The sequence below is a fragment of the Chryseobacterium gambrini genome (genome assembly GCF_900156825.1).
Classification (GTDB): domain Bacteria; phylum Bacteroidota; class Bacteroidia; order Flavobacteriales; family Weeksellaceae; genus Chryseobacterium; species Chryseobacterium gambrini.
Map to the genome: position 1 here is coordinate 552,030 of NZ_FTOV01000002.1, position 19,154 is coordinate 571,183.

The window sequence follows — 19,154 nt, forward strand, 5'->3', positions numbered from 1 at the left end:
TTTAACTAAAATATATTGTGGATATTTACCAGGTAATACTTTATCTTAATAACAGTTTACTTGTTATTTGTGCTTTAATCGGAATTTTAAAGTACAAAATTCTTAGAAACACAGAAAAATGGTATGTATATTATATCATTTTTCTTTTTTTGATAGAGGCGATAGGAAGAGTTTCTATAAGTTTTTTTCATGTAAAGGATCTTAATTTCCTGTTTCCGTATTATGTGGCAGGAGAATTTCTCATCTTAGGAATTCTTTTCGTGAAAAAATTAGCATTGCCGTGGTATTGTTATATTCCGGTAGGATTACTGGCGCTTTGCTTTTGGCTGGATTTCGGAATTGTAACCAATGAGGTAAAGAAGGTGGTTTCAAATATTATTGTGATCTGCTTTGCCGGCTATGCACTGCTTATGGAAATTAAAAACACCAAGGTAAATGACCGTTTCATGGCGGTAGACAGTCTTATTTTTCTGTATTATGGATTGTCGGTCTTTTTATTCTTCCTTCTTCGTCAGCTTGCGGATTTTGGAGTAAAGCAGGCAGGGATGATCTGGAGTATCAATAATGTTCTCTGCAGCTTTTTATATATATCAATCATCTATACCTTTTTAAGATTAAAGAAATAACCTTAAATATCACTTTTTTTGTCGCGTTGATTGCCGTTCTGGTGATCATCATGACATTTATTTTGTTGGCTTACAGAAGTTTCATCCAGAGAATCATTAAAGAGAAAAATGCACAGTACGAAGCAGAAGTTCAGCACCAGAAAAATCTTGCCCTGGAAAATATAAAAGCGCAGGAATCGGAACGGAAAAGGATTGCCGTAATGATCCACGACGACATCGGAAACCGTCTGAATATCCTTTCTTTATGGCTGAATAACTTAGATACGAAAGGCGATGAACTCATCAAAAAAAATATAACCACACAAATGTCTTCTCTCATAGATTCAGCCAGAAGCATTTCTCATTCATTATATCCCGTGAATCTGGAATCCGTAGGTCTCGTTCTTTATATTGAAGAGCTGATTGCCAATTTATCGGGAAGAATAAACATTTCACTGAACGTGAGTCCGAAGTTTCAGAAAAAAGAAATCTTCGTGGAAGTTCAGCTGTACAGGATTATTCAGGAATTTACCACCAATGTTCTTAAACATTCGGAAGCATCAAGAGTCTGGATCTATATTAAGGATAATAAAACAAATCTTGCCGTTATCATTTCCGATAACGGACAAAGCTTTGAATATGATGAGGTGAAAAAAGGAATGGGTATCAAAAATATCGAATCCAGAATAAAATCCATGAACGCGGCGCACAAATGGAAAAATACTTTAGGTAAAGGCAGCCGATTAATTATAAAAATTCCATACAATGAACTCCCAGATCAGAATAGCATTAATTGATGATGAACAACTGATTCTCGAAGGCGTAAAAATGTTATTGTCTTCGGAACCGAACATCTCGGTAGGATCTACCTCTACCAACGGACCGGATTTTTTAGAAACTTTAGAAAAAACCTCCGAAGAAGATTTTCCCGATATCGCACTGGTAGATGTACAGATGCAGCCCATGAACGGATTTGAGCTGGTGGAAATTCTAAAAGAAAAATACCCCAATCTTAAAATCATTATCCTTTCTTCCCATTACAAAACAACCATTCTGGGATATATGGTGAAGCTGGGTGTTTCAGCATTTCTTCCGAAAAATTCAAACAGAAATGCTTTTATCGAAGCCATTACGATGGGGTATAAAAACGGAATTTTCTTCACTCCGGAAGATCATCAGATGATTTTTTCGTACATGAACAGCCCGACCAAGAAAAGAACACTTTTTGAAATGGACGATGAACTTTCCGATCGTGAAAAAGATGTGGTAAGACTCATCTGTCAGGAATGCACCAACAACGAAATCGCCGAAAAATTATTTATTAGTCCCAGAACCGTAGAAAGTCACAGACAGCGAATCGTCGAAAAAATAGGAGCTAAAAATACAGTGGGAATTGTAATTTATGCCATTATCAACAATATCCATCCCTTAGAAAGAATCTGATTCCGTAGAAATACGGAATTTTTTATTTGGTACTTTCTACTCTATTATCCCGGTTTTTTTCATCGTTACTTTGGAGTGTTCATATAATAAGTGCTTCATTTTTAGGAATGAAGACCAGATAAAACCACGAAGTGTAATGGAAAACAACATCATCTCTGTCGGAATTTTCTTCGATGGAACAGGAAACAACGGGATGAATGCCACTTCTCATAAAAAACCACTTAGGAATAACGAAAGCTATTACGGTAATGTTACCAATATCTATAAATTATTTAAGCTGTTTAAAAGTGATGAGAAAAAATATGTAGGAGGAATCGGAACTGTTACGGGAAACGAAGACAGTGATTTTGCGATGGCTACGTGTAAAAATCCTGCGGGATATCACGGGTATTCTTCAGATGATAAACTGGAAGAGGCTTTTTCTTTCATTAAAACAACAATTGAAGACGATACCAAAGAATATCATTTGTATGTCTATGGTTTCAGCCGTGGAGCAATGCTCGCAAGGAATTTTTGTAATAAAGTAATACACCGTACGTCAGAATTTTCAGAAAAAACAGTTAAAATTAAATTTCTGGGAGTTTTTGATACCGTAGAATCTGCTGCTTTCAGTGATTATGATGTGGCGGTTTTGCCCGAAACGGAAAGGGTTCTGCATATTTGCGCAATTAATGAATGCAGGTATTTTTTTCCTTTAACAGGCATTTTCGAAGAGTCAAAAGAAAGAACAGATGCAAAATGGGAGAGCGGAAACTTGGTCTGGAAAGAAATTTTTGTTCCCGGAGCGCATGCAGATGTCGGAGGAGGATATTTGGAAGGTTCCCAATCGGTTTACATCTCACCGAATTTTATTAAAAATACGGAACTGTATTACTATATAGAAAACATCAAAGGAACAGCTTTGGATTCAGAAAAAAATAAAATCTGGAGTTCTGTTTTAAAAGATTATAAAATAGATAAAGGCGATGTTTTTTCTCAGGCTTACGTGGCAAGAGATCTGGTGTACAGCGAGCTTTCAAAGATTTACGGAAAACTGATGCTGATGGAAACCAATGCTGGACAAGCAGTCTTTAATACGGATTTTGATGAAACTACCTTTAAAATTCATCCTGAAAAACATCCTTATTTAACGGAATTATCGGAGGCTCTTAAAAATTATATTAAAAACCTTTCATCAGACCTTAAGCCGGATTACAGTTATGAAAAACTGGCAGATTATACCCATATTTCGGCAAATTTCGGCTTATATCATCCGGCTTTGCCGATGGATTTGAAATCAGGAGCCAATACAGAATTCATCAATAACGGACTGAATGTTCCGAGCCATTCGGATGATCAGTTCAATAAAAACCAATCACGATTACAGTCTGAGATCCATCATATTGAAGATTCTGTCGTGGATTACGCCTACGGAACCAATATTCCCAATAACGATAATTGGAGCCGTACCATTTTGATCAAAGAAAATTTTTATAATAAATGTTAGTACATTTTCAGTTTTAAATTTAGGTGTTGAGCTGTCTTGGTTAGGCAGCTCAGTTTTTTTATCATTTGTATTTGCTCTTTTTTAATGATTTCCTGTTAATGTTCTTTTCAGATCTCCTTTTTCTTTTATCAACAGAAATAAAAAATAAGGAGCAAAAACCATAATTCCCACAATACTTGCTGTAATAGCAATGAAAATAGATTTCAAAGTAAAATTGTTTCGCCACATGATCCATAATCCTGAAAGCATAAGATAACAGGAAAAATCCAGATTAAATTGTCCGCTCCAGCCAATAGCCGCAATGTTATTAACGAAAACACTTAGCAAATCTGCGCCTTCCTTTTGAAAACAGAATATTGTGTACACAAACAGTGTTAAAGATTGAACAATTAAAAGAATTTTAAGAAAATTTGAATTTTTCATTGATGAATTTTTTGATAGAAATGGGTAAAAATTTTAATTTTTAACTTTTTTCCACAGAGGTCCTGCAGCAATGAGTAAAACAATAATATTGATAAAAGCATTGCTTGAATTTCCGGATGCTATAGAACCTGCGCTGTCTAGAAAAAACCATGCTAAAAGTCCGGCTAAAACAGACCTTCGGACTTCATCGGGAGCTTTTGGATAAACCCATTTTTGCAGAAACCATATACAAATTCCCCAACCGAATAGAAAACCTCCTGTTAAAGCACTCAAAAATCGTGTGGTAGGATCATAAAAAGTCTGCAATCCGTCCAAAGGAAGACTCAGAAGATCCAAAGACCATCTTGCAGGTTCGGAAGTAGGTAACATTGTTCCTAAGAAAAAAACAGGACCAAAAGAACCTATGACAATGGCGGTTATTTTTAAATAGAAATGATGAAATTTTTGCGTCATGGAACGAATAATTTTTTTTGCAAAATTACTCAGGAAACAATGTTAATGTTAGACGCTTCCGTACAATGTAAAAAGATTTATAAAAAGTATTTGAGAAGGATTTCTTATTCAAAGTTTTTTGCAATTCTTTTTAAATTTTCAAAATAGGCAGTAAGCCATTCTTTAGTTATATTTTCAGGATTAATCTGGAGAAAAAAGTTTTCCAGTGCCAATTCAAAAAGACTTTCCAACTGCCGTTGAGAAAGTTTAAGCTGAAGATCTTTAGCCCAGATTTTTACAAACTGGTTTCCGACAATCTGGTTAGATTTTTCCAAAGTTGTTTTGAAATTTTGCTTCTGCTGCTGAAACCGTAGTTGACGGTTAAAAAGAAGGTCGATTTTATGTTCAGCCAAGATTTCAATAAGTTCAGGATGTATATTTTGGGCATTCTTTTCTTTTTCTGCAATAATTTCAGATCTATTTAAATGAAAACTTAATAATTCTTCCATAAATCCTTCTGTATCTGCAAAATGATGATAAAAGGAAGATTTACTTTTTCCGGTTTCTCTCGCAAGCTTCTCTATTTTCAGTGCATTTTCACCATGAGTGGCAAAAGTTTCATAGCCTGCTTTTATCCAAAGAAATTGAGTATCATTCATTAATGAAGTTTGTGTTTTGTTTCATTCAGCAATTTCTGTGCTGAAATTTGAGTGTAATTTCCTTCAAATTTAAAAATTAAAATTAATGTTCATCTCTATTAAAGTTTTAACAAGTTTGCAATTGCTTTATTTTCCGTATTTTTGCACCCGAAAATTCATTATTCACTATTAATCATTATTTAACACATGCTTTCGGTTCAAGGTTTAGGATTACATCATTCAGGAACATATCTGTTTCAAAACGTGAATTTCACGATTAAAAAGGATGATAAAATTGGTTTGGTCGGTAAAAATGGAGCGGGGAAATCCACTTTATTGAAAATGCTTTCCGGAGAAATTAATTTCTACGAAGGAAACGTGGTTCCGGAAGGAAATATCACCATTGGTTTCTTAAAACAGGATCTCGATTTCGTAAAAGGAAGAACGGTCTGGGCAGAAACAATGCAGGCTTTCGAACAGATCAACGCATGGAAAAATGAGCTTGAGGATGTGAATCATCAGATGGCGACAAGAACCGACTATGAAAGCGATTCTTACACAGATCTGATTAATAAAATGACGGAACTGAACGACCTTTTAATGAACCACGACGCTTACAATCTGGAAGGCGATATGGAAAAAGTATTGTTTGGTCTTGGTTTTAAAGCGGATGATTTCCAGAAAATTACCGATGAATTTTCCGGAGGCTGGAGAATGAGAATCGAACTGGCAAAACTGTTGCTGCAAAAGAACGACATCATGCTTCTCGATGAGCCTACGAACCACCTGGATATGGAATCCATCATGTGGCTGGAAAACTTTTTGAAAGATTATCCCGGAGCAATTGTTCTGGTAAGTCACGATAAGCAGTTCATGACCGCGGTTTGTAACCGTACTTTCGATATCAACAACAAAAAAGTTGACGATTATAAAGCCAATTATTCCAAATATCTTGTGATGCGCGAAGACCGCCGCGAAAAACTGATTCAGGCTAAAAAGAATCAGGATGCGGAGATCAAGCAGATGGAAGATAACATCAATAAGTTCCGTGCAAGTGCTACAAAAGCATCATTCGCACAGTCTTTGATTAAAAAATTAGACAAAATTGAACGTATTGAAGTAGATAATGAAGACGTTTCTAAATTCAATATCCGTTTCGTACAGTCGCAGGTTCCCGGAAAAATTATCTTCGAAGCTGAAAATCTTGGAAAATCTTACGGAGAAAAGCAGATTTTTGATGATGTGGATTTTATCGTTCAGCGAGGAGACAGAATTGCACTTCTTGGACAAAACGGACAGGGAAAAACAACGTTGGCGAAAATTCTTGCAGGAGACATTAAAGATTACTCAGGAACATGGAATCTCGGACATAACGTAAACATCGGGTATTTCGCACAGAATCAGGAAGAAGTTTTAACTCCGAATAAAACGGTTCAGGAAGAAGCAGAAGATGCGGCAACCGAAGAAACGAGACCAAGAGTCCGCGATTTGTTAGGATCTTTCCTTTTTCAGGGGGAAGCGGTGAACAAAAAAACAAAAGTACTTTCCGGAGGGGAAAGAAACCGTTTGGCGCTTTGTAAATTGTTGCTTCGTCCTTTCAACACGCTGATTATGGACGAACCTACGAACCACTTGGATATTCAGTCTAAGGAAATTATTAAGCTGGCTCTTCAGAAATTTGAAGGAACATTAATTGTGATTTCGCACGACAGGGAATTCTTACAGGGACTTTGTGACAAGATCTACGAATTCCGTGATGGTAAAATGAAAGAATTCTTAGGAGACATCAATGAATATCTTGAATTCAGACAAAAAGAATCCATCAGAGAAATCTCTGCTGAAAAAGCAAAACTTCATGGAGAAGAGACGAAGGTTGAAGTAAAAGCAAAGAAAGAGGACAAGCCTGCAACAGAAACTCAACAATCAACCATTGTAAGCAAAGAGCAGAAAAATATTCAGAATAAACTGAAAAAGGTAGAAGAAAAAATTACCGAACTGGAAACAAAAGTTGAGGAATTTGAAGCTTCTTTCACCAAAGCAAATCCTTCTGAAGAAACACTGGAAAAATACAACAGTATCAAAGAAGAGCTGGATCTTGCTTTGCAGGAGTGGGAATATTTGGGCACTCAGTTGGATTAATTTCTAAGAAATACATAAAATAAACCTTATAGGTTTTTAAAACCTATAAGGTTTGATTACAGTTTGTAACAAAATCTCATTTCTAATTACTCATCTATCAAAATATTTTAAGAAAACTTTAATCTTAATTTTTAAATTATTTTTATAATTTTGAGGAATGATTTTTAAAGAAAACAGAAATCTGAAGAATTTTATTTCCAAATTATTGTTTGGAATCTATTTTCTTGCGCTGTTTTCCCAGAATTTCCACAGTCACAGTTCCGAAGATGTTTTTAAAAACTTCAGCTTCAAAAAATCGGAAAATACAGTTACTAAAAATATAGCGAAGGAAAAATCAGCAGACTGTCTTGCCTGTCATTTCTTAGCTACCGGAAATACTTTAGTTCCTCAAGAATTCAGTTTTTCTTTTGCGCATTATACGCATGAAGTAAAGCAGATCATTACCGTTCAGGAAAAAATATGGTCTCAGACCAAATTTACCTTTCAGCTTCGCGGTCCGCCCGCAATTCATAATTCATAGATTTTTTTCGGATTTTTGCTAAATAATTTTTAGATACATAATGTATTTAATTAAACTAATCTATTTTTTTAAACCATTAAGATGAATTTAGGAATTAAGTTTTATTAAGAAAAATCATATAGATTTTTTGTGTGCCTTAAAAGCAAGGTTAAACTTAATTACACTAAAATTCTTAAAACAAATCTTAACGGTTCAAAATTGAGCATCGAGATTCATCGTCTGAAGCTAAAAAAATCCAATTCAAATTTTAACGAAAAAGTACCCTGAAAAGTACACAATCAATCTATTTAACAATGAAATTGATCTATAGTTTTATGCTGATCCTTTGCGGATTTGCATTTACAAACGCACAGCAGACTTACACGGTAGAAGGAACAGTTCAGGATTTTCACGACAAAACCATGCTGGAAAATGCATCCGTGAAAATTGGAGATTTTTCTGCAAAAACCGATAAAAACGGTAAGTTTTCAATCAATAAAATTCCTGCGGGAAAATATATACTCATTGCTAAACATCCTGATTGTAATGATTATACTGAAAATGTAGGAGTTACACAGGATTTGCATTTAACAATTACGCTTGAACATCACGTTCAGGATATCGAAACGGTTACCATTCACGGAAATCATAAAAACAACGGATCTCTGGTTGTCAAAACGCTTGATAAATCTGAAATTCAAAGAAATTCCACAGATAATTTAGGGAATTTACTGACGAAGATTTCGGGAGTCAGTGCTTTGAAAACGGGAAATAATATCTCAAAACCTATTATTCACGGGCTTTACGGAAGCAGAATCTCTATCTTAAACAATGGAGTGAGGCTTGCTGAGCAGGAGTGGGGAGTGGAACACGCTCCGAATGTGGATATTAATAATTTCCAGCATATCGACGTCATCAAAGGAGCTTCTGCATTGAAGTACGGAAGTGATGCGATTGGCGGAGTGGTCATTATGGAGCCGGAAGTTTTCCCTAAAAAAGATACTTTAAAAGGATCAGTAGGTCTTACCGGAATTTCCAATGGAAGAGGAATGGCTCTGGATGCGGATGTTGCGAAAATCTGGAAAAACGGATGGGCGGTAAAAACCGGAGGAAGCATCAAAAAATTGGGAGATCAGAACGCTCCGGATTATAACCTGATGAATACGGGAATGGATTTTTCTTCCTTTAATTTTACCGTTCAGAATAATACGTATGAAAGGGGAATTTCTTTCGATTATTATTTAACGAACCAGAATATTGGAATCTACAGAGGTTCTCATGTGGGAAACAATGAAGATTTTTACAACGCAACCACCACGAAAATTCCGATTTATACAGGAACTTTCAGTTATGATATTGATAATCCGAGACAGGTGATCGAGCATCATATCGCGAAAGTTTCGGCTTTCAAAAGATTTGAAAACATCGGGAAAGTTTCTGCAACGTACAGTTATCAGTACAACCACAGACAGGAATATGACATCAGAAGAGGAGAGTTGAAAGATACGCCTTCTCTGGATCTGGAACTGATGACGCATCAGTTTAATCTTAATGATTTGCTGGAAAGAGGAAAGTTTTCTCTGGAAACGGGAATTGATGCGAGTTTTCAGAACAATTATTCGGATCCGGCGACAAAAGCAAGACGTCTGATTCCGAACTATGATAAGTATGCGGCAGGTTTTTATTCTATTTTTAAATATAAAATCTCCGGCAATTTCAATGTGGAGGCAGGAGCGCGATACGATTTTACGCGTTACGATGTTACGAAATGGTATGATAAAAGCGATTGGGAGAGGAGATATGCAGATTCTTATCCTCAGTTTTATGTAAAAACAGACCAGAACAGGATTCTTACGCGTCCTCAACTGAATTATAACAATGTCTCGTTGAATGCTGGTCTTGAATATCGTCCGAATTCATCTTTTGATCTGAAATTCAATTATGCTAAAGTAGGAAGAACACCGAATATTGCTGAATTGTTTTCAGACGGATTGCATCATTCTGCTTCTGTGATCGAAATTGGTGATATGGGACTGAAAAATGAACAGGGACATCAGTTTAATCTTACCGTTGATTCAAAATTCAATGTTTTAAAAGGATTGAATGTTTCTGTAAATCCCTACTTTTTTATCACCAAGAATTTCATCAACGAAGTTCCTACAGGAGTTCAGAATACGATCAGAGGAGTATTTCCGGTGTGGTCTTATCAGCAGATCGATGCCAAAATGTATGGGGTAGATCTGGATGTTAATCTTAAACTTACGGATCACCTTACTTATGTAGGAAAAGGAAGTTATGTTTACGGACAGGACGATACAAACAATGTTCCGTTGATTTTAATGATGCCTCCTAATTTTTCCAATGCATTACAGTTTAAAAAGGAAAACTGGAAGCAGTTTTATTTTACGGTAGAAAACCAGACTTTTCTTAAGCAGAACAGATTTCCGGTGTACAATGCAACCATACCAATATATATAGACGGAGATGAAGTGGAAAAAACGGTGGATCTCAGTACTCCGCCAAACGGTTATTCTCTCTGGAATATCCAGACAGGAATCAACATCAGCAAAAATCTTTCTGCGGGACTTATCGTGAACAATCTTTTCAATGTTTCGTATAGAGATTATCTGAACAGGATGCGATTTTTCTCGGATGAGGCAGGAAGAAACTTTATTCTCAACTTTAGATACAAATTCTAAAGATTTTTAAAACCATCAGACAAAATATCAACTTTAAAATTTAAAAAAATGAAATTATTCAATACTAAAAATATCATCAAATTATTAGCTGTTTTATTCATCGCCATCACCGTAGTTTCCTGTCAGAGAGACGGATCTGCGGCAGAAGACGACCTGCCTCAGGAAGATCTTACCAACATTATTTTGAATGTGAAAGATGTTGCGGCGGGAACTACCCAAACGTACAATTACAGCATGGGAGCGGGAGGAGCTCAGGCGATTAAATTAACCGACGGAAAAACCTATCAGGTAACTGCACAGTTTAAAAACGGAAACGAAGATGCCACTCAGGAAATTAAGGATGCAAAAGACGAACATTTTTTAATCTTCAATTTCCCGAATTCCGATATTACTTTAACACGTACAGATGATGCTTCTTCTACAAGAGCAGACGGAAAACGTGTAGGACTAAAAACAGAATGGGTAGTAAACAAAGCCGTTAAAAACCCTTCTGCAACAAGCCAGCTAATCTTTACTTTATACCACGAACCGGCAAGTGTAACTGAAGATTCCCAGACAACCGGAAACGGAGTGATCTACGGAACGCAGGTAGGAGGAGAAACAGATGCACAGGCAAACTATACCATCACGAATTAAAATAACCTTTTAATATCTTTAATCTTGTTACTAAAACCACCGGAATTTTTCCGGTGGTTTTTCTATTTAACACTATTTGGCTTTTTAAGTTAATTTTAATTGATATTTTTTCATAAAATTTTCATATTTTTGCAACCTAAAATTTTAATCAATAATGAAGGTTACTGCAAAAAACCATGATGATGTAAGTGCATTGCTTACAGTGACATTGGAAAAATCTGACTATAAAGAAAAAGTTGATAAGCAATTGATTAATTATGCTAAAAATGCGCAAGTTCCTGGTTTCAGAAAAGGGAAAGTGCCTTTGAGTATGGTTAGAAAACAATATGAAGCAGGTATTGCTTTTGAAGAAATCAACAAGCAGGTTTCTGATGCTTTAAACAACTACGTAAACGAAAACAAACTAAGATTAGTTGGTCAGCCGGTTCCACAGCCAGTAAACGAATTCGATTACAATGCGGATCAGCTTGAAGTTGCTTTTGAAGTAGGATTTGAGCCTGAATTCACTATTGACCTGGCTAAATATGAAGCTCCTCACTACAAAGTAGAGGCTTCTGAAAAAGAAATCAACAAAAGTATTGAGAACATGCAGAAGCGTTTTGCAGAGCAGGCTCCTCAAGAAAAAATCAATAAAGATTCTTACATCGCTTTAGAAATTTCTCAGGTTGTGGAAGAAGATGCAGAAGGAGAGCACCACCATCATCCAAAGAACGTTACCATTACTGCTGAAAACAAAGAAGCTTTCAAACTGGTAAAATCTTTGAAAATGGACGGTTCTGTAAAAGTTTCTAAAGAAACGCTTGCTGAAAACGAAGAACTGGCTAAAGAATTAGGATTCTCTAAAGAAGAAGTTGAGCATTTACACCACAACGAAGTGGAAGTAAAAGTAAAAGATTTCTACGGTCTTAACTTAGCTGAACTTAATCAGGAATTATTCGATAAAGTTTACGGAGAAGGAAACATCAAGTCTGAAGAAGAACTGAAAGAAAAAGTAAAATCTGAATTAGACGAATACTTCCAGCAAAATGCTGATGTTCACTTTGTGAATAAAGTATTGGAGCAGGTTTCTGAAAAAGAAGAAGTAAAACTTCCTGAAACGTTCCTTGTAAAATGGTTAATGTTCTCTAACCAGAACATCCAGTCTGAAGAGCAGGCAAAAGAAATCCTTGAATCTGAGAAAAACCAGTTGAAATATCAGATTATCGAAGGTAAATTAATGACGGATAACGACATTAAATTAGACTATGCTGATGTTTTAGGACAGGCTGAACAGTTGGTAAGAAATCAATTAGCTATCTACGGAATCCACCACTTAGGAGATGAGGAGATCCAGAAATATGCGGTTGAAATGTTGAAAGACCAGGAGCAGGTAAGACAGATTTCTTCTGAAGTTGCGATGACGAAGCTTAAGGATGTAATCCTTGAAAAAGCAACGAAAAAAGAAACTGCAATTTCTCACGACGAGTTTTTAGAAGAGCTTAAAAAGTAATTTATTTTGCTATAAATATTTGAAAACCACTGTTTTTGCAGTGGTTTTTTTATTGAGTAAACATCTGCATTTATTTGTTTAATATTCCTATATTTACGACACTAAACTTTATTTATGAAAAAGATCATCATTCTGTTTTTTTGCGCTGTGCTTTTTTCCACTTCGGTAGCTGCACAAAAAACTACTGCTGCTCCCGCTAAAACGGAAGCTGTAAAATCTAAACTTACTCCAAAAGAAGTTATCGATAAATATCTTACGGCACTTGGAGGAAAAGATAAACTTGAAGCTGTAAATTCAATTGTAATAGAAAATACGATTTCGGGAGCTGCGCTTCCGGGAGAAATTACGATGACCACGAAAAAACTGGGCAACAAATTCAAGTCTGAGCAGTTTTTTATGGGACAGAAAGCGGCTTCTCAGTATTTTGACGGCGAAAAAGGATATATGGAGCAGATGGGGAACAAAAGCGAAATTCCGGCAGATAAACTGGGAGATTTAAAGAAAGGAAAAATTATTGATGCGTTAGGATACGATTATACAAAATTCAAGGATGTTACCACAGAAAAAATCGACGGAAAAGATTATAATGTATTAACTTCCGATAAAGGAAAATTCTATTTCGATGCTTCTACAGGTCTTTTATATAAAGCGGATGCAAAAGAGGGAACAGCGCTTACAAAAGATTATTTAACGGTAGACGGAATTAAATTCCCTTCCTTAATTGAAGCGCAGGGTGGCGGACAGACCATGACTATTAAAACGACAAAAGTAACAGTTAATTCAGGAGTTACGGATGCGGATTTTAAATAAAATAATTGTTATTTAACATAATAAAGTCGGGTTTTGCCCGACTTTTTTGCTGATATAATATTTTTAACTAAAGTTTAACTAAAAAAATAGATTCTTTATATTCTGAATTTTTAATTTTGCTTATTATAACACAAAAACATACTGATGAGAAAAGATTGCATTACTTTGGCTTGGGATTTTCCCTTTTAAAGCTGTTCTCATTTTCTGAAATTCAAATCTTTTTTCTTAAAAAATATTAACGATAATTAACTCAAATTTAACTTTAAATAATAATTTGAACATTTCCTCGTTAAGTGAATAAATTATATTTTTGAACCATAAAAATTAATAATCGAAACAACTATGAAAAAAATGTTTTCGTCGCTTGCAGTAGTCGTTCTGATGTCTGCCAATGCATTTGCACAGAATATTCCTATGGATCCTTCTGTAAAGACCGGTACTCTTCCGAACGGGATGAAGTACTATATCAGAAAAAATACATTACCCGAAAAGAAAGTAGATTTCAGACTTGCAATTAATGCAGGATCTATCCTTGAGGATGAAAACCAGAGAGGTCTGGCTCACTTCATGGAGCACATGAACTTCAACGGAACAAAAAATTTCCCGGATAATAAACTTGTCGACTTTCTACAGTCTATCGGGGTGAAATTCGGACAGCATTTAAACGCTTACACCAGCTTTGACGAAACGGTTTATATGCTTCCTGTTCCTTTAGACAAGCCGGGAAATCTGGATGCAGGTCTTAAAGTGATGGAAGACTGGGCATTCAATGCAACACTTTCTGATGAGCAGATCAACAAAGAAAGAGGCGTTGTTCTGGAAGAATTAAGACTTGGTTTGGGAGCAGACAAAAGAATGTCGGATAAATACCTTCCGAAATTACTGTACAACTCTCAGTATGCCAACAGACTTCCGATCGGGAAGAAAGATGTTCTGGAAAACTTCAAACCGGATGTTATCAGACAGTTTCATAAAGACTGGTACAGACCGGATCTGATGGCAATTGTAGTAGTGGGAGATATTAATGTGGATGAAGTTGAAAAGAAAATTAAAGATAATTTCAGCAAATATAAAAATCCTTCCAAACCAAGAGAAAGAAAGAGCTTCGATCTTCCGAACCATAAGGAAACTTTGGTGGCTATCGAAACAGATCCGGATGCTACAAGATCTATGGTACAGTTCATCATGAAAGATTCTGAATCTTACCAGCCGGATGTTACAGTAGAGCAGTACAACCAGAGTCTTGTAGAACAGATTGCTTCCACCATGCTGAATAACAGATTAGGAGAGCTGGTAAACTCAAATAATCCTCCTTTTACGTACGGTTATGTTTATCACGGCGGAACCTATGCAAGAAGTAAGGAAGCTTTTCAGGGAATGGCAATGGTGAAAGACGGAAACCAGCTTAATGCTTTAAAAGTTCTTCTGGAAGAAACGGAAAGAGCGAAAAGATTCGGGTTTACACAAACAGAATTAGACAGGGCTAAAGCTCAGGTAATGTCTAATATTGAAAGAACCTACAACAACAGAGATAAAACGGAAAGTGATGTTCTTGTAGACGAATATGTAAGAAATTTCCTTGAGCAGGAACCAATGCCGGGAATTGCATGGGAATATGAAGACACCAAAAAATTCTTACCTTCTGTAACGTTGGCTCAGACCAATGAAGTTTTTAAAAAACTGGTAAAAGACGACAGCAGGGTAGTGGTAATCACCGGTCCTAAAAAAGACAACATTCAGATGCCGACTGAAGCCATGGTACTGAATACTTTTGAAGGAGTGAAGATGGCAGATCTTAAACCGTATCAGGAAAAAGCTACCATTAAAAATTTAGTAAAACCTTTCAAATCTGAAGGTGCAATTGCTAAAACGGAAAACGATGCCAAATTAGGAACCACAACGTGGACGCTGAGCAATGGCGCAAAAGTAACCTTTAAGAAGACAGATTTTAAAGATGACGAAATTGTTTTTGCAGCGAGAAGTCTGGGAGGAAGCTCAGTAATTAATGATGCCGACTTTATTAAAACCCAGTTTGCTTTTCCTGCCTTATCGGAAGCCGGAGTTAATGGTTTCTCCAAAGCAGACCTTACCAATTATCTTGCAGGAAAGCAGGTAAACGTAAATCCGTCAATCGGAAATGTAACAGAAGGACTTTCCGGAAGAACGACCAGAAAAGATCTCGGAACAGCAATGGAGCTTATGTATGCTTATTTTACAGGTTTGAATTACAATCCTGATGCATTTAATGCTTACAAAACAAAGCAGTCTGCGATGATGGATAACCTGTTGTCCAATCCTCAGTTTTATTTCTCCAGTGAGCATGCGAAATTCATGAATCAGAAAAACCCGAGATTTGTAGGAATTATCCCGGTGGAGAAAGACTGGGCAAATACAGATTATAAAAAAGCGTACGATATTTATAAAGAGAAATTCTCCAATGCCGGAAACTTCCAGTTTTATTTTGTAGGAAATATTGATGAGGCAACATTTAAAAATGAAGTGTTACAGTATATCGCAAGTCTTCCTTCAAGCGGAAAAACGTCTACTTTTAAAGATACAGGATACAGACAGATAACCGGAGATTATTCTAAGGTTTACAAAAAAGGAAAAGATCCTAAAAGTATGGTTACTATCGCGTACAGCGGAGAAGCGCCTTACAACGAAAAAGAAGCACTGGCTTTAGAGGCTCTTGGAGAAGTGGCAACCATTAAGGTAATTGAAAAACTGAGAGAAGATGAAAGCGGAATTTACGGTGGCGGAGCAAGAGGTGGAATGTACAAAGTACCGTTCAGTAATTACAGTTTCAGCATCAATTTCCCTTGCGGACCGGAAAATGCTGAGAAATTAACGAAAAGTGCGATTACAGAGCTTCAGAAGTTAATTGATAAAGGACCAGAGCAAAAGGATCTTGATAAATACAAGGAAGGGGAATACAATGATGATAAAACCAATATGAAAGACAATATGTATTGGATGAACGCGCTTACCAAAAATCAGCTTGACGGAAGCGATAAATATGAAATCCTTAACTATCAGGAAAAAGTAAAAGCTTTAACCGTAAAAGACCTTCAGGATGTAGCTAAGAAATATCTTACAAAAGGCAGAATCGTGGCAACTCTGATGCCGGAAGACGGCTGGGAAAAAGCCAAAAAAGAGGAAGCTAAAGCAGAAACAGCAGTTATAAAAGCCGGAGCAGCAAAATAATTTTCGATATAAAGTTCAATTAAAAACCGTTCTGTAGATTTTACAGAACGGTTTTGCTTTATTAACGTGAAGTTGATTTAGATAATTTAGATCATCAAATTATTGCATTTTGTCAATTACCTAAGTTTTAATCTGATGTAAAACCTACAAAAATCAGCTTAAGACATTATTGATGATTAGTTTTGGCTAAAGCCAATTCCTGTTGACATAATTATCTTGTCCTTCTATCAAGTCCATCTTTACTGATAAGGCTGAATGCAATTCAGTTAAAGTTGAAAAAAATCTTAAAACCTAAAAATCTTACAACTCTAAACCCTCAAATCCTCAAACCCTATCACTCTTTAAGCCTTTTACCCAAAATTAAGATCCGTACTCCTTCTTCCATTCTTCAGCCACTTCACTCAGAACTTCGTAAAATTCTTCACCGTATTTTCGGATCAAAGGCGTTTTCAGGAATTTATACACGGGAACCTGCAATTCTTTGCCTAAAGTACAGGCATCGCTGCAGATCTTCCAAACATCATAGTTTAGTGCTTTGAAAGTAGAATATTCTTTAATACGGATTGGGTAGAGATGGCATGAGATCGGCTTCTGCCAGTCTACTGCGCCATCTTCATATGCCTTTTCAATACCACATTTCGTAATTCCTTTTTCATCAAAAGTTACGTATGCACATTCGCGGTTTTCTACCATTGGTGTTACGTACATTCCGTCCATCGGATCGGTTGTCCATGTTCCGATCTTTTCGATGGATTTAATGCCTTCTTCGGTAAGATAAGGCTTCACTTTCTCAAAAATAGAATCTAAAATTTCCAGTTCGTCCTTATCCAAAGGAGCACCTACATCTCCTTCCACACAACACGCACCTTTACATTTAGAAAGGTTACACACAAACTCTTCAGAAAAAATATCCTCGGAGATCAATTTATCGTCTATCTGAATCATAATCTTTAAAATAAATTAAAATAAGTTCCGGCTTTAAAACCGATTAAACTGAAAATAAGCATCCACAAACCGACTTCCTGCATCCAGTATTTCGGCAGAAATCTGAGCATTCTGCTGATGATAATAGTAGAGGGAAATGCAAGAAGAAGTAAATATTCATAATTTTTATTCATGTAAAGAATAATCGTAATAAGCTGTGCCATCGAAAAGACAAGCAGGAAAGTATATTTGTACCTGCTTATCGGGCTTTTTTTATTGTAATTTCTGAAATGGTCATACACAGCATAAATCAGCATACCAATTACAGGGATCAAAGGCAGAAGTTCTGTATAATCTGTCACCGGTTTCATCTTTCCGAACGGAAAATAATCGATATTCCAGCTTTTAAAATCAATAAAAAACATCACTGAAAAATAACTGAAAACAATTAAAATAATCCCCAGTAAAAACCTGAAAATATTCAGCCCGATTCTTTCGGAAGTGGCAATTACGTGGATAATCACAAAAACCGCCATGGGCCATGTTGTCGGAAGAAAAATAAAATTCAGGGCAACAATGGAGCCTACCAGAACATAAGATTTTTTTCGGATGTCTTCATTGGTACTTGTCAAAAGCAGCAAAAGAAAAGAATTGGTAAGCAGCGCGACAGCAATTCCGATGTCTAAATTTCCGGGATACAGCCCGAAAACAAAAAATGTATATAAGAATAATGGAAGATGCGTCTGATAATTGAGTGCAATACTGTGAAAACAGAAATATCCCAGAGCAATTCCCAGAAAAGTAATCCCGGCAATAATCCCCTCATAAGTGTTGAAATTCAATAAATTAAAAGTTATTACTATTAAAAGAAGAAAACCAATATAAACAGGAATTGAAAAAATATTGCTTTCTTTTGAAAGTAATTTAAACATTTTTTATAAATTTGTACAAAGTTAATTTAAAAAAGGAAAATAATGACGTCTTTCTTTCTATTCTTAAGCAAAGTTTTCAAATGGTCTTTCGGTTTCTTTGATACTTTCGGTAATGTTTTGAACTGGATTCTGTTTATCGTTTGTTGCGTACTATTCACTTACTGGTGCTACGTTTTGGTAGTTACTTTAGGAGGTGATAAAGATAAAGACTACTATTCTCCAACAGAAGGTAAGAACCCTTACTACGATCCGAAAATCTACAAAAATGAAGGTTAATTAATTGGTTATATAGTAAAAAGCCGATCAAATTTTTATTTGGTCGGCTTTTTTATTAACGATTAAAATTTTCACTTTTTAGTCATGTATCGGAAGCACCAGAACAGGAACTTTAGAATCCTTCGTGATCCCTTTTGTTAAACTTCCCACGAAAACATCATAAATTCCGCTTCTTCCGTGAGATCCCATCACTATGAAATCGGCTTTTTTATCTTCTGCGTGTTCCAAAATAATATCTTTTGCAATTCCCTGTTTCAGAATATGTTCGCAGTCTACCTCATGCGCGAGAATTCTCTGCTGAATTTTGTTCAGCTGAACAAGTTCTTCCCGGATCTCGTTTTCCTCTACTTCCGGAAAATACTGAAATCCCATATCTCCGATCGCAAAGCCGATATCCGAAGGTGCCACATGAATTAAATAAATTCTGCCGTTTACCTGCTTAGCGAATTTTACAGCTCCTTCCAAAAGCTGTTCTGTCTTGTCCCCAAAATCTACGGGTAATACAATATTTACCATAAC

The 19,154-nt window shown here is 36.0% G+C and carries 18 protein-coding genes; 12 read left to right on the forward strand and 6 right to left on the reverse strand.

Annotation, left to right across the window (positions count from 1 at the left end; translation table 11 throughout):
- Positions 1 to 17 precede the first annotated feature (17 nt).
- The 4 genes from BW951_RS06100 (at position 18) to BW951_RS06115 (ending at position 3,534) form a co-directional block, all read left to right on the forward strand.
- Positions 18 to 626: a hypothetical protein gene (locus BW951_RS06100; RefSeq protein WP_084196364.1), complete on the forward strand. Its 609-nt coding sequence runs from the start codon at positions 18 to 20 to the stop codon at positions 624 to 626.
- Between the two features lie 50 nt (positions 627 to 676).
- Entirely contained in the window at positions 677 to 1,402 is a 726-nt protein-coding gene (locus BW951_RS06105) for a sensor histidine kinase (protein WP_165762926.1), read from the forward strand.
- On the forward strand, positions 1,371 to 2,048 hold the full coding sequence (locus BW951_RS06110) for a response regulator transcription factor (RefSeq protein ID WP_076390968.1): 678 nt from the start codon (positions 1,371 to 1,373) through the stop codon (positions 2,046 to 2,048). Before BW951_RS06105 ends, BW951_RS06110 begins: the two co-directional genes overlap by 32 nt.
- 136 nt (positions 2,049 to 2,184) lie before the next feature.
- Entirely contained in the window at positions 2,185 to 3,534 is a 1,350-nt protein-coding gene (locus BW951_RS06115; protein WP_076390969.1) for a T6SS phospholipase effector Tle1-like catalytic domain-containing protein, read from the forward strand.
- A gap of 81 nt (positions 3,535 to 3,615) precedes the next feature.
- Here the strand turns inward: BW951_RS06115 and BW951_RS06120 are convergent, their stop codons facing one another.
- The 3 genes from BW951_RS06120 to BW951_RS06130 all read right to left on the reverse strand — a co-directional run bounded on the left by BW951_RS06120 (position 3,616) and on the right by BW951_RS06130 (position 5,048).
- On the reverse strand, positions 3,616 to 3,957 hold the full coding sequence (locus BW951_RS06120) for a hypothetical protein (RefSeq protein ID WP_076390970.1): 342 nt from the start codon (positions 3,955 to 3,957) through the stop codon (positions 3,616 to 3,618).
- 33 nt (positions 3,958 to 3,990) lie between these two features.
- Entirely contained in the window at positions 3,991 to 4,410 is a 420-nt protein-coding gene (locus BW951_RS06125) for a hypothetical protein (RefSeq protein WP_076390971.1), read from the reverse strand.
- Positions 4,411 to 4,514: 104 nt separating this feature from the next.
- Complete coding sequence (locus BW951_RS06130; protein WP_076390972.1) at positions 4,515 to 5,048, reverse strand: TetR/AcrR family transcriptional regulator; 534 nt, start codon at positions 5,046 to 5,048, stop codon at positions 4,515 to 4,517.
- A 186-nt stretch (positions 5,049 to 5,234) separates the two neighbouring features.
- Here BW951_RS06130 and BW951_RS06135 point away from each other — a divergent pair, with 186 nt between their 5' ends.
- From BW951_RS06135 to BW951_RS06165, 7 genes are all read left to right on the forward strand, one after another.
- On the forward strand, positions 5,235 to 7,166 hold the full coding sequence (locus tag BW951_RS06135; RefSeq protein WP_076390973.1) for an ABC-F family ATP-binding cassette domain-containing protein: 1,932 nt from the start codon (positions 5,235 to 5,237) through the stop codon (positions 7,164 to 7,166).
- 157 nt (positions 7,167 to 7,323) lie between these two features.
- On the forward strand, positions 7,324 to 7,686 hold the full coding sequence (locus BW951_RS06140) for a hypothetical protein (RefSeq protein WP_076390974.1): 363 nt from the start codon (positions 7,324 to 7,326) through the stop codon (positions 7,684 to 7,686).
- Between the two features lie 293 nt (positions 7,687 to 7,979).
- Positions 7,980 to 10,364: a TonB-dependent receptor gene (locus BW951_RS06145; protein WP_076390975.1), complete on the forward strand. Its 2,385-nt coding sequence runs from the start codon at positions 7,980 to 7,982 to the stop codon at positions 10,362 to 10,364.
- A gap of 48 nt (positions 10,365 to 10,412) precedes the next feature.
- Positions 10,413 to 11,000, forward strand: a complete 588-nt coding sequence (locus BW951_RS06150) for a hypothetical protein (protein WP_076390976.1) — start codon at positions 10,413 to 10,415, stop codon at positions 10,998 to 11,000.
- Positions 11,001 to 11,154: 154 nt separating this feature from the next.
- Positions 11,155 to 12,489 (forward strand): trigger factor, encoded by a 1,335-nt coding sequence (locus BW951_RS06155; RefSeq protein WP_076390977.1) that lies wholly within the window; start codon positions 11,155 to 11,157, stop codon positions 12,487 to 12,489.
- A 114-nt stretch (positions 12,490 to 12,603) separates the two neighbouring features.
- On the forward strand, positions 12,604 to 13,299 hold the full coding sequence (locus BW951_RS06160) for a hypothetical protein (RefSeq protein WP_076390978.1): 696 nt from the start codon (positions 12,604 to 12,606) through the stop codon (positions 13,297 to 13,299).
- 342 nt (positions 13,300 to 13,641) lie between these two features.
- Complete coding sequence (locus BW951_RS06165; protein WP_076390979.1) at positions 13,642 to 16,503, forward strand: M16 family metallopeptidase; 2,862 nt, start codon at positions 13,642 to 13,644, stop codon at positions 16,501 to 16,503.
- A gap of 360 nt (positions 16,504 to 16,863) precedes the next feature.
- Here BW951_RS06165 and BW951_RS06170 read toward each other — a convergent pair whose 3' ends face one another.
- Positions 16,864 to 17,448, reverse strand: coding sequence for a DUF3109 family protein (locus BW951_RS06170; RefSeq protein WP_076390980.1), 585 nt, complete (start codon positions 17,446 to 17,448; stop codon positions 16,864 to 16,866).
- 5 nt (positions 17,449 to 17,453) lie between these two features.
- Positions 17,454 to 18,359 carry a DUF6427 family protein gene (locus tag BW951_RS06175; protein ID WP_076390981.1) on the reverse strand — a complete coding sequence of 302 codons (906 nt, stop codon included), beginning with the start codon at positions 18,357 to 18,359 and terminating at the stop codon, positions 17,454 to 17,456.
- Positions 18,360 to 18,401: 42 nt separating this feature from the next.
- Here BW951_RS06175 and BW951_RS06180 point away from each other — a divergent pair, with 42 nt between their 5' ends.
- Complete coding sequence (locus BW951_RS06180; RefSeq protein ID WP_076390982.1) at positions 18,402 to 18,635, forward strand: DUF6341 family protein; 234 nt, start codon at positions 18,402 to 18,404, stop codon at positions 18,633 to 18,635.
- A 78-nt stretch (positions 18,636 to 18,713) separates the two neighbouring features.
- On the opposite strand, the gene BW951_RS06185 is transcribed toward BW951_RS06180, so the two are convergent.
- Complete coding sequence (locus BW951_RS06185; RefSeq protein ID WP_076390983.1) at positions 18,714 to 19,151, reverse strand: universal stress protein; 438 nt, start codon at positions 19,149 to 19,151, stop codon at positions 18,714 to 18,716.
- Positions 19,152 to 19,154: the final 3 nt, after the last annotated feature.

Bases quoted from the DNA above. Each gene is read 5' to 3' on its own strand.
- BW951_RS06105 (WP_165762926.1), top strand. From the start codon at position 677: ATGACATTTATTTTGTTGGCTTACAGAAGTTTCATCCAGAGAATCATT.
- BW951_RS06110 (WP_076390968.1), top strand. From the start codon at position 1,371: ATGAACTCCCAGATCAGAATAGCATTAATTGATGATGAACAACTGATT.
- BW951_RS06115 (WP_076390969.1), top strand. From the start codon at position 2,185: ATGGAAAACAACATCATCTCTGTCGGAATTTTCTTCGATGGAACAGGA.
- BW951_RS06120 (WP_076390970.1), bottom strand. From the start codon at position 3,957: ATGAAAAATTCAAATTTTCTTAAAATTCTTTTAATTGTTCAATCTTTA.
- BW951_RS06125 (WP_076390971.1), bottom strand. From the start codon at position 4,410: ATGACGCAAAAATTTCATCATTTCTATTTAAAAATAACCGCCATTGTC.
- BW951_RS06130 (WP_076390972.1), bottom strand. From the start codon at position 5,048: ATGAATGATACTCAATTTCTTTGGATAAAAGCAGGCTATGAAACTTTT.
- BW951_RS06135 (WP_076390973.1), top strand. From the start codon at position 5,235: ATGCTTTCGGTTCAAGGTTTAGGATTACATCATTCAGGAACATATCTG.
- BW951_RS06140 (WP_076390974.1), top strand. From the start codon at position 7,324: ATGATTTTTAAAGAAAACAGAAATCTGAAGAATTTTATTTCCAAATTA.
- BW951_RS06145 (WP_076390975.1), top strand. From the start codon at position 7,980: ATGAAATTGATCTATAGTTTTATGCTGATCCTTTGCGGATTTGCATTT.
- BW951_RS06150 (WP_076390976.1), top strand. From the start codon at position 10,413: ATGAAATTATTCAATACTAAAAATATCATCAAATTATTAGCTGTTTTA.
- BW951_RS06155 (WP_076390977.1), top strand. From the start codon at position 11,155: ATGAAGGTTACTGCAAAAAACCATGATGATGTAAGTGCATTGCTTACA.
- BW951_RS06160 (WP_076390978.1), top strand. From the start codon at position 12,604: ATGAAAAAGATCATCATTCTGTTTTTTTGCGCTGTGCTTTTTTCCACT.
- BW951_RS06165 (WP_076390979.1), top strand. From the start codon at position 13,642: ATGAAAAAAATGTTTTCGTCGCTTGCAGTAGTCGTTCTGATGTCTGCC.
- BW951_RS06170 (WP_076390980.1), bottom strand. From the start codon at position 17,448: ATGATTCAGATAGACGATAAATTGATCTCCGAGGATATTTTTTCTGAA.
- BW951_RS06175 (WP_076390981.1), bottom strand. From the start codon at position 18,359: ATGTTTAAATTACTTTCAAAAGAAAGCAATATTTTTTCAATTCCTGTT.
- BW951_RS06180 (WP_076390982.1), top strand. From the start codon at position 18,402: ATGACGTCTTTCTTTCTATTCTTAAGCAAAGTTTTCAAATGGTCTTTC.
- BW951_RS06185 (WP_076390983.1), bottom strand. From the start codon at position 19,151: ATGGTAAATATTGTATTACCCGTAGATTTTGGGGACAAGACAGAACAG.